Source organism: Actinosynnema sp. NPDC023658 (assembly GCF_040639995.1).
In the GTDB taxonomy this organism is placed as follows: Bacteria; Actinomycetota; Actinomycetes; order Mycobacteriales; family Pseudonocardiaceae; genus Actinosynnema.
This window is the reverse complement of sequence record NZ_JBFAAX010000607.1, coordinates 1-3,421: the sequence shown is the minus strand read 5'-3', so window position 1 is coordinate 3,421 and position 3,421 is coordinate 1. Positions and strand designations below refer to the sequence as shown.

General features: G+C 71.4%; 4 protein-coding genes and 1 pseudogene. All 5 read right to left on the bottom strand.

The features are described from left to right. Positions 1–365 (bottom strand): carboxyl transferase domain-containing protein (locus AB0G02_RS32030; RefSeq protein WP_360801582.1); only part of this gene is annotated, 365 nt, incomplete at its 3' end. Between the two features lie 36 nt (positions 366–401). After that, the gene (locus tag AB0G02_RS32025; protein ID WP_360801579.1) at positions 402–1,637 is read right to left on the bottom strand and encodes a beta-ketoacyl-[acyl-carrier-protein] synthase family protein; all 1,236 of its coding nucleotides are present in this window, start codon (positions 1,635–1,637) and stop codon (positions 402–404) included. Then, positions 1,634–1,873 (bottom strand): acyl carrier protein, encoded by a 240-nt coding sequence (locus AB0G02_RS32020; RefSeq protein WP_053720023.1) that lies wholly within the window; start codon positions 1,871–1,873, stop codon positions 1,634–1,636. Before AB0G02_RS32020 ends, AB0G02_RS32025 begins: the two co-directional genes overlap by 4 nt. 64 nt (positions 1,874–1,937) lie before the next feature. Next, complete coding sequence (locus AB0G02_RS32015) at positions 1,938–2,915, bottom strand: beta-ketoacyl-ACP synthase III (protein ID WP_360801576.1); 978 nt, start codon at positions 2,913–2,915, stop codon at positions 1,938–1,940. Further along, positions 2,912–3,421 (bottom strand): annotated as a pseudogene (locus AB0G02_RS32010) (hypothetical protein); the annotation flags it as partial. The pseudogene AB0G02_RS32010 and the gene AB0G02_RS32015, both read right to left, overlap by 4 nt.

Sequence of the window (3,421 nt, the reverse complement as noted above, 5' to 3'; positions counted from 1 at the left end):
ATCATCGCCGCGAACATCTGACCCATGCCGTCCAGCGACTCCACGCCCTCCGGCAACCGCGCCCCACCGGAATGCCACACCCCGATCACCGGCGTGCGCTCCCGCACCGCGGTGTCGATCGCCTCCACGATGTGCCGGCAACCCTCCGACCCCAACGCGCCACCCATCCGCATGGCATCGCTGCAGTAGGCCACCACCTTCGCGCCGTTGATCCGCCCCCGCACGGCGAACATGCCGCTGCCGTCACGAGGCCGCAACGGCGTGACCGACCCGGGGTCCAGCAGTTGCGCGAGCCGAACCTCCGGATCACGCGGATCGAGCTCGCCCGCCTCCGGGTTCGCCGGTCGGGACGCAAGGGCAGTCATCACGAAGCTCCTGGTGTGGACGTTCGGCCGGAATCGTCAGGCCTGGGTGAAGACGAGCGAGACGTTGTGCCCGCCGAACCCGAACGAGTTGTTGACCGCGGCGACCAGGTCGATCTTGCGCGGCTCACCGGTCACGACCTCGAGCTGCACCTTCGGGTCCTGGTCCTCCAGGTTCAGCGTCGGCGGCACGATGCCGTCGCGGACCGACAGCAGCGTGGTGATCGCCTCCACCGCGCCCGAGGCACCGAGCAGGTGGCCGTGGTTGCCCTTGGGCGCGGTCAGCACCGGGTGGTCACCGATCGCGCGGCGCACGGCCTGCGGTTCGATCACGTCGCCCACCGGGGTCGACGTGGCGTGGCAGTTCACGTGGCCGATGTCGGCCGCGTCGACGCCCGCGGAGCGGAGCGCCTTCGCGATCGCCCTGGACTGGCCGATGCCCTCCGGGTCCGCCGCGGTGATGTGGTGGCCGTCGGAGGTGGTGCCGATGCCGGCGAGCTTGCCGTAGATCCGGGCGCCGCGGGCGCGGGCGAAGTCCTCGCGCTCCAGCACCATGATCCCGGCGCCCTCACCGAGCACGAACCCGTCCCGGTTGACGTCGAACGGGCGCGACGCGCGTTCCGGGTCGTCGTTGCGGGTGCTCATGGTCCGGGCCTGGATGAAGCCCGCCATGGTGATGGTGGTGATGCACGCTTCCGCGCCACCGGCCACGACCACGTCCGCTTCACCGGTCTTCAGCATCCGCCACGCCCAGGCCAGCGCCTCGGCACCGGACGCGCAGGCCGACACCGGCGCGTGCACGCCCGCGCGGGCCTTCAGGTCCAGGCCGACGTGCGCGGCCGGGCCGTTGGGCATGAGCATCGGCACGGTCAGCGGCGAGACCTTGCGCAGGCCGGAGGCCTCGATCAGGTCGTCCTGGTCGAGCAGCGTCATCGCGCCGCCGATGCCGGTGCCGACCACGACGCCGAGCCGTTCGGGGTCGACGTCGTCGTCACCGAACCCGGCGTCCGCCCACGCCTGCCGGGCGGCGACCACGGCGACCTGCTCGCAGCGGTCCAACCGGCGGGCCTCGACGCGCGGCAGCACCTCGGTCGGCTCGACCGCGAGCGGCGCACCGATCTTGACCGGCAGGTCGAAGCGGGCCACGAAGTCGGCCGTCAGGGTGCGCACACCGCTGCGACCGGCCAGGAGGGCGTCCCAGGTGGAGGCGACATCGCCACCGAGCGGGGTGGTGGCACCCAGCCCGGTGACGACGACGTCGTTGTTACTGGTCATGCGTTGCTGGCGATGTAGTTGACCGCATCGCCCACGGTCTTGAGGTTGGCCAGCTCGTCGTCCGGGATCTTCACGCCGAACTTGTCCTCGGCCTGCACGGCGATCTCCACCATGGACAGCGAGTCGATGTCCAGGTCGTCCACAAAGGACTTGTCGGCCGTCACGTCGGCCGCCTCGACACCGGCGACCTCCTCGACGATCTCGGCGAGCCCCTTCTGGATGTCCTCGTTGCTCACTGAAAATCCCTTCCTTCTACTTGCTTCGCCGGCTGGTCGGTCCCACCGGAGTCTCGGATTGCGGTCACGGCAGCCGGACGACCTGTCCCGCGTAGGACAGGCCGGCTCCGAAGCCGACGAGCAGCGCCACGTCACCGCTGCGCACCTCTCCCGCCGCGCGCATGTGGTCCAGCGCGAGCGGGATGGAAGCGGACGAGGTGTTGCCGGAGTCCACGATGTCACGTGCGATCACGAGGTCTTCACGCGCACCCTTGGCCCGCAACCGCTTCGCGATGGCCTCGATGATGCGCAGGTTGGCCTGGTGCGGCACGAAGACGTCCACATCGGACACGTCCAGCCCCGCCAGCTCGACCGCCTTGAGGGCGATCGGCGCGATCTGCGTGGTCGCCCAGCGGAAGACCGACTGGCCCTCCTGGAAGATGAACGACTCGCGGTCCGCGACGTGGATCATGTCCACCAGGTCGCCCGCGCTGCCCCACGACACCGGGCCGATGCCCGGCTCGTCGGACGGCCCGACGACCGCCGCGCCCGCGCCGTCGCCGAAGATGATCGCGGTGGAGCGGTCGTCCGGGTTCACCCAGTCGGTGAGCTTCTCGGCGCCGATGACCAGGACGTGCTTCGCCGTGCCGGCGCGGACCAGGTCCGACGCCGTGCTCAGGGCGTAGCAGAAGCCTGCGCAGGCGGCGTTCAGGTCGAACGCCGGCGCCGCCTTGACCCCGATCCGGTCGGCCACCTGGGCCGCCGCGTTGGGGATCTGGGACGGCATCGTGCAGGTGGCCACGATGACCGCGTCGACGTCGGACGGGGTGAGGCCCGCGTCGGCCACGGCCTTCGCGCCCGCCTCGACCGCCATGTCGACCAGCCGCTCGTCCGGCTTGGCCACGCGGCGGTTGGCGATGCCGACCCGGTCGCGGATCCACTCGTCCGAGGTGTCCATGCGCAGGCTCAGGTCGTGGTTGCTGACGATCGTCTCGGGCTGGTAGCTGCCCAGGCCGATGATGCGGGTGCCGACCGAGCCGGTGGGCGTCGAGAAGGTGGTCACTCGGACACCCCCGACGGTGTCGCGGTGATCATCTCGACGACCTGGTCGAGCTGGTCCGGGGTCTTGAGGCCCAAGGTGGGGGTGCCCTTCAGTTCGCGCTTGGCCAGGCCGGTCAACGCGCCGGCGGGCGGCAGTTCGACCACCGCGCTCACGGCGTGCCCGGCGAGGGTTGCCTGGCAGGCGTCCCACCGCACGGGGCGGGTCACCTGGGAGATCAGTCGGCTCAGCACCTCGTCGCCGTCGGTCACCACCGCGCCGTCCGCGTTGGACAGCAGCGGCAGGGCGGGGTCCTTCACCGCGATGCCGGCGGCACGGGCGCGCAGCGCTTCCTCGGCCGGCGCCATGAACGCGGTGTGGAACGCGCCCGCGACCTGGAGCCGGCGGGTCTTGGCCCGGCCAGGGGGGTCCTCGACGAGCTTGTCCAGCGCGTCCAGCGGCGCCAACGCCCGCCGCCCCAGCCCGGCCACCGGCATCCCGTACGCGTCGCAGAACAACTCGGCCCGTCG

Excerpts from the sequence above, each read along its gene's own strand:
- AB0G02_RS32025 (WP_360801579.1), bottom strand. The coding sequence starts at position 1,637 with ATGACCAGTAACAACGACGTCGTCGTCACCGGGCTGGGTGCCACCACC.